The following is a 6408-nucleotide window of genomic DNA, read 5'->3' on the forward strand; positions in this document are numbered from 1 at the left end:
AACACGTTCGGTCGGCTATCCCGCGGCGGGTGGGCGCGGCATGACCGTGACATTGAATCCGTACCGCGGGCCACTGCCGAAGTGTCGCCCGGCCGTGCTCACGGCCGGGATGCCTGGCATGCCGGGCATCCCGGAGCCCTCCAGGGCGGTGCTGTTCCAGCCCCCGCCCGGAAGCGCGGCGCCCGCATGGTTTTCCACCTGGGCCGCCGCCAACCAGGTGTCCGGCACCGACAGCCGCCCGACTTGCGACGCGCGGGTCAGCTGGGCCGAGACCCCTGTGAGGCCGGCGTCCTGCATCCCCGCCGCGCCGAGCGCCGTGCTGGAGCTGAACGGCACGTTCGGCGTCACCAGGGGTGTCCAGGTCGCATTGCCCGAGCCGGCGCCCACCGGCGGCAGCGCCGTGGCCGTGGGGTCGCTGCCGACCGTCACCGCGTTGATGTCGGCCATCGCGGCGGTGACTGTCTGCTGGAGGATGGCGGGGCTGGTGTATCCGGCCGAGACGAACCCGTTGACGAAGTTGGAGTCCAGGAAGTCCCACAGGTTCGCCGGACCGCCCGTCGCGATCGGGAGTCCGAGTTGCTGCAGCGCCGCGGGAATGGCGGACATCGCCTGCGTGAGCGTCTCCTGGGCGCCGGACGCGGCAGGGGTGCCGGTGGCTTGGGCGACGGCCGCGGCCTGCCCCGAAAGCGCGGACGCGTTGGTGGTCTGCGGCGGCTGCACGAACGACTTCAGCGTCGACGCCGCCGCCGAGCCGTTGGCGTAGCCGTACATCGCCGCCGCGTCCTGCGCCCACATCTCGCCGTACTCGGCTTCGGTCGCCGCGATCGCGGCCGTGTTGATCCCGAGGATATTCGTGGCGATCAGGGCCATCAGGCGAGCGCGGTTGGCCGCGACGACGGGAGGCGGCACGGTCATCGCGAAGGCGGACTCGTACGCGCCGGCGGCCGCCGTGGCCTGCGCGGCCGCATCCTCGGCGGCCAGACCGGTCAGGTTCATCCACGTCAGGAAGGGGTTCACCGCGGCCGCCATCGACGACGACGCGGGCCCCAGCCATCCTTCGCTGATCAACCCGTCCACCACGGTCTGGTACAACGACGCCGTCCTCGACAGCTCCGCTGCCAACCTGTCCCACGCCGTCGCCGCCGCGAGCATCGGCGCCGAGCCGGGCCCGGTGTACATGCGGGCGGAGTTGACCTCCGGTGGGAGAGCTCCGAAATCCATTGCGGCAGCCCCCTATCCGATCGATGTCGCGGGCGCGACGGGCGGGTGGCATGGCGCCGGGGCTTGCGAATCCTGTTGTTGGACAACGGGCATCAGGGTCTCCTTTTGAACGGACGGTCCGACCCGGCGCGAGGCCGGAGCGTTGCGAACGGATCGGCGAGAAAAGGTCAGGGGTTCGGTGCGGTCACTGGCGTTTCCGATGGGCCCACCTCCTGTCCCGGTGCGGACGCCCAGCCGACCGGCGTGGTTGCGCGAGATATGGCGAAAACGCCCAACGGAGTTTGCCGCCGCGGTATCCGCGCTCGTCCTGGGGCGCGTATGGCAGAGCGCTGGGGCATGAGGTGGTGACCAAAGAGAGTTGGGCCGGACCCATCACCGGGCAGAAGCCGTCCTCGCCTGGAGCCGCGCGGGAAGATCGACCGATAACCCCTTCTTACGTGCTGTTTTCCGTCCGCGCCCCGCGTCGGCGGGGAGCGTTGAGCGATATGGTCGCACCGGCGGCGACGCCCGTCAAAGCGGCACACTTCTTCCGGGCGTATTGATAGAAACCTCTTATTTTTCAGCAGATCTGCGAGCGCTTTTAGCGGCAGCGAAACATTGCTGAAACAAACGGCCCGGCGACCGGAGGGTTAGCTGAATGCGTCCGGAACCGGCCAGCCCGAGCCGGCCAGGGCTAGCTGGACTTGGTTTCGGCCACCGCGGCGCTCAGGCCCTCGGCCAGGTCGGCGCGCAGCAGCTTCGTGAACCGCATCAGTTGGGCTTCGCTGAACTCGGTGAGATCGCTGGCCAGCACGTCGTCGAGGTCCTCGTCGTCGAGCCGGAAGCTGCGGTGGTCGCGGGCCTTCTCCACGACGTTGCGGACGAAACCGGCGTTACCGAGGGTGTCGATGCCGCGGATGAGGTCGCCGTCCTCGGAATACGTTTCGTCCTGGTAGAACTTGGTGTACGACGGCAGCAACACCTCGACGTCCTCGTCGGTGATGATGTCCTGGTTTTCCTGGCCCATCAGTTTCGTCAGCGCCAGCAGCTCGTCGGGCGTGTAGCTGAAGAACTCGATGACCGTCGAGAACCGCCGCCGCAGACCCTGGTTCACCTCGAGCATCTTCTCCATCGCCTTGGCGTAGCCCGCCCCGAAGACCACCAGCTCGTCGCGATGGTTCTCCATGTAGAGCAGCAAGGTGTTGATGATCGCGTTGCCGTACGGGTCGCCCTGCGAGTAGCCCGTCTCGTGCAGCGTGTGCATCTCGTCGAAGAACACGGCACCACCGAGCGCCCCCTCGAGCATCTCCTCGGTGTTCTTCTCGGCGTCGGCCATGTAACGGCCCAGCAGCTTGGTGCGGCTCGTCTCGACCACCAGCGGCTTGCGCAGCACGGTCAACCCGCACAGCTGCTTGGTGAAGGCCCGGGCCACCGACGTCTTGCCCGTTCCCGGGGGACCCAGCAGCAGGGTGTGCCGCGAGGTGACCGGCACCGGGAGCCCCATCTTGGCGCGCGCCAGGTTGACCTTGGTGGTCGACTTGATGAGTTTGATCTCCCGCTTGGCGCGCTCCATGCCGAGCATCGCGTTGAGCTCGGCGTCACCCTCGGCCAGGTACTTGGCGGCCTCTTCGGCGTGCCGGGCGGCCTCGGTCTGCGCGCGGGTCGGCGCGCTGTCGGGGTCCCACGGGTCGGTGCGCGCCTCGATCGTCTCGGGATCGGTCAGCACGAGCCGGTAGTTGGGGTTGTCCAGCGCCTCGCGGGCCGGGGCGAACTTCGGGTCGCGCGAGTACACGCGGCGCAGCAGCTCGACGGCCTCCTCCTCGCGGCCGACGTGCCGCAGGCACATCCCCTGGGTGTAGAGCGCGATGGTGGCCGCTCCCGGGACACGGTCCCCCTCGATCGCCGCCTCGCCCCGCCGGAACGCCTCCTCGAACACCCCCAGGGAGGCCAGCGCCGTGGTGGCCATCGCCGCTCCGGCGGCCTTCAGCTCGGGCTGACGCCACTGCTTGCCCTCGGGGAACTGCAACAGCACGTCGGGCCAGCGCCCGGTGCGGAAGAACAGTACGCCCCGCACGTAGCTGAACAGCTCCTCCTCGAACGGATGGCGCGGCTCGACGCTGTTCAGCAGCTTCGCCGCCTCGTCGTATCGCTTGGCCTCCGCCAGGGCCGCGGCGTAGGCGCACGCCAGCGACTCCACGCTGGTGATCGCCAGGCGCAGGAACAACCCGTCGGAGACCTCGGGCCGGAACTGCAGGTCCGTCACCCCGAGACGTCGGGTCTCCCACCCGAACGTCCGGGTCGACGCCCACGCGTTGGCCAGCACCTCGAGGCTCTGGTCACCGGCCAGCAACCGCGCCAGCCAGGCGTCGCACATGGACGGGTCGAGGCTCGTCGCGGTGTTGAACATCTGCGCCGCAACCTGCGGGTTGTGGCTCGGCTGCAGTCCGTTGACCGAGATGCCCGACGCCAGCAGTCCGGCGACCAGTGCGTTGCGGGCGTCTTCAGCGGTTGATTGCGAGCGCGTCATCGCGCCGCGGGCACGCCCGCTGAGCTATCCAGCGCCTGGTCCACCGAAAGGACCAGATCGTCGTCGTCGTGCAGCCCCCGACTCGGCACGACCAGCGGCGCGCGGACGCTCGGTGCGGGCAGGCTGGCCCGCACGGCGGCGAGTTGGCGGCCGGTGAGCCGATTGAGCCCCGACGATATGTCCCTGGGCAGGCGGCCGTCGGTGTGGTAACGCACCCACGCCGACACCTGCGGCCGGCCGCCCGAACTGACCAGCCGGATCGTCAGCACGGTGGCGTCGGTGTCCGGGGTGAACAGATCCTCCAGCGTCTCGGTGGTGATGTCCGAGGGGGTCAGCCAGAAGCTGGTCGCGAACCCGTTGAAGTGCTTGAGGTGCCGCCAGCCCGGCCGGCTCCACGTCGGCTCGAGATCGGCCAGCACCGCCTTGTCCACCGCGGCGAGCTCGTCGGCGGTCAACGGCCGGGCCGCGCAGAACTGGCCGTCGAGGTCCTGCGCCAGCCGCTCGGTGGCGGCGACCAGCGTCGAGGCCAGCGAGTCGCGCGCCGCGACGGCCGCGACGTTGCGCTGCGGGTTCATCCGCAGCACCAGCCACGTCCGCCGGACGTAGGAGGCCGGCTGATCACCGACCAGGTCCCAGTCCTCGGGACCCAGGTCGTCGAGCTTGGACCGCTCCGCGGCACTGGCCCGGGGGCCGCCGCGGCGCAGTTTCACCGAGACGATGTCCACGCCGTCGAGGTGGATGTCGAACTGGCGGAGGCCGGCGGCGACGGCCTGGACCAGCAGGGCGGCCGGCGCGTTCCGGTGACGGTGGCGGGCCGACGGGTCGTCGTCGCCGCCGTCGACCGCGATGACGGAGACCAGGTGGCCCTGATACCCGCGCACCCCCACCGTGTCGCGGCCGAAGCGGCGGTGGAAGTCGGCCGGCGGCGTGCAGCCCGCGGCCAGCGAGGTGCCGGGATCGGCGGACCAGTCCCACAGCCACGAGGCCAGCCCGGAGGTCACCGTCAGCCCGTGATGGGTCACCAGCGACAGCAGGGTGACGATGACCGCGAGGCCGACGCCGACCCAGAACGCGATGCGGTGCTCGCCCTGCCACGACTCCGGGCAGTGGCTCGCCACCACCAGGATCAAGATGTCGACCAAAAATACGGCGGTGACCCGCGACCACGCCAAAGACAACCCAAAACTCCGCTGAGCCCTCATGGTTTTTGCTGCTCCGCCCTTATTGCTGCTTGCGCGATCGCTTCATCAGCGTCGCCGTACCGAACACTGCCCCGCCGATCAGTAATGCCCCGGTCAATCCTCCGGCGGCAACCCACACTGGCACCATATCGCGGGGCGGTGCCGACCTTGGCAGGTTCAATGGCGCGGAAAGCTGCTGCGGCGGCTTCGCCGGCCCGTCGGGCACGTCCCAGGTCAGCGCGGCCACCGGGTCGATGACGCCGTGGCCGACCTGGTTGTCGACGCCGCGTGCGGGGGCCCGCGCGGTGCGCTCGAGCCGGTTGATCACCTGATAGGCGCTCAGCTGCGGGTACCGGGCCCGGACCAGGGCGGCCACGCCGGACACGATCGCGGTCGAGAAGCTGGTGCCGGAGGGCACGAGCAGCGAGTTGTCCGGTCCGTCGATCGCGTTGATCAGCCCGTCGTCGCGGGGCGAGAGGCCGATGATGTCGGTGCCGGGCGCGGCGATGCCGACCCACGGTCCGGCCACGCTCGTCGACCCCTGGCCCTGACCGGCCTGCGTCAGCGGCCGCCCGTCGGTGTCCACCGCGCCGACCGTCAGGACGTAGTCGCTGTACCAGGACGGCGTCACGACGGTGCTGACTCCGCTCCAGTCGCGGGGGTCCTTGGGCTGCATCGGGTCAAAGGCCGGGTTCTGCTTGCAGTCCTTCTTGCTCGTGTCACCGGCCGCGGCCACGATCACCACGTTCTTGTCGACCGCCGCGTAGCGCACCGCGGCGCCCAGCGTGCGCTGGTCGATGATGTTGCGCGCGCTCATGCACGTGACATCCGAGATGTTGATGACCGTGGCGCCGAGGTTGGCCGCGTGCACGATGGCGCGCGCCATGGTCTCGACGTCGTCGATCTTCGCCCGCGTCTGCGGGTCCTCGTCGCCGGTGTAGGCGTCCTTGAGGCCGAAGGCCTGGCTGGACTGCCGGATCGACAGGATGTCGACGTCGGGGGCGATCCCGCTGTAGGCGTCCGGGGCGGACGCCGGAGCCGGCGCGGGCGGCGCCGGGGGCGGCGGCTTGGGCGTCGGATCCTGCGGGAGCGGGATGCGCGGGTTGTCCACCGCGATGATGTGTCGGTCACCGGAGTGGGCCGGAATCGTCACCGTGCCGCCATTGGCGTTCACGTGGTTGCCGGCCGGGGCCTGCCCGGGACCCGGCGGCGGGCCGGCCGGCGCGCCGGGGGCTTGCGGCGCCCCTGGGGCGGCGGGCGCCCCGGGCGCTCCCCCGGGCCCGTTCTGGTCGCCCGACGGCGGCGGCGCCGGGGGCACCATCGTGACCGTCTGCGGCAGCGGCGAGAGCGTCGCCGTCTGCGGCGGCGGCGCTTTCGGGGGCGGCTCGGTGGTGGGGATGGTGACGGGTTTGCGCGGTGCGGCGGGGGGGGGGGGGCGGGCGTTGGGCGGGGGCGGGCCGATCATCGCCGGGACGAACAGGCGGGGGGGGGCCCAGGCCG

The 6408-nt window shown here is 70.7% G+C and carries 4 protein-coding genes; all 4 read right to left on the bottom strand.

What is annotated here, in order from left to right:
* Positions 1 to 15: 15 nt before the first annotated feature.
* On the bottom strand, positions 16 to 1221 hold the full coding sequence (locus tag GPY60_RS22900) for a PPE family protein (RefSeq protein ID WP_156689983.1): 1206 nt from the start codon (positions 1219 to 1221) through the stop codon (positions 16 to 18).
* A 673-nt stretch (positions 1222 to 1894) separates the two neighbouring features.
* On the bottom strand, positions 1895 to 3727 hold the full coding sequence (eccA, locus tag GPY60_RS22905) for a type VII secretion AAA-ATPase EccA (RefSeq protein WP_156689984.1): 1833 nt from the start codon (positions 3725 to 3727) through the stop codon (positions 1895 to 1897).
* Positions 3724 to 4929 carry a type VII secretion protein EccE gene (gene eccE / locus GPY60_RS22910; protein WP_156689985.1) on the bottom strand — a complete coding sequence of 402 codons (1206 nt, stop codon included), beginning with the start codon at positions 4927 to 4929 and terminating at the stop codon, positions 3724 to 3726. Before eccE ends, eccA begins: the two co-directional genes overlap by 4 nt.
* 19 nt (positions 4930 to 4948) lie before the next feature.
* Positions 4949 to 6408 (bottom strand): type VII secretion-associated serine protease mycosin (gene mycP, locus GPY60_RS22915; protein ID WP_156689986.1); only part of this gene is annotated, 1460 nt, incomplete at its 5' end.

The sequence above is a fragment of the Mycobacterium sp. Marseille-P9652 genome (assembly GCF_902652685.1).
Lineage (GTDB): Bacteria > Actinomycetota > Actinomycetes > Mycobacteriales > Mycobacteriaceae > Mycobacterium.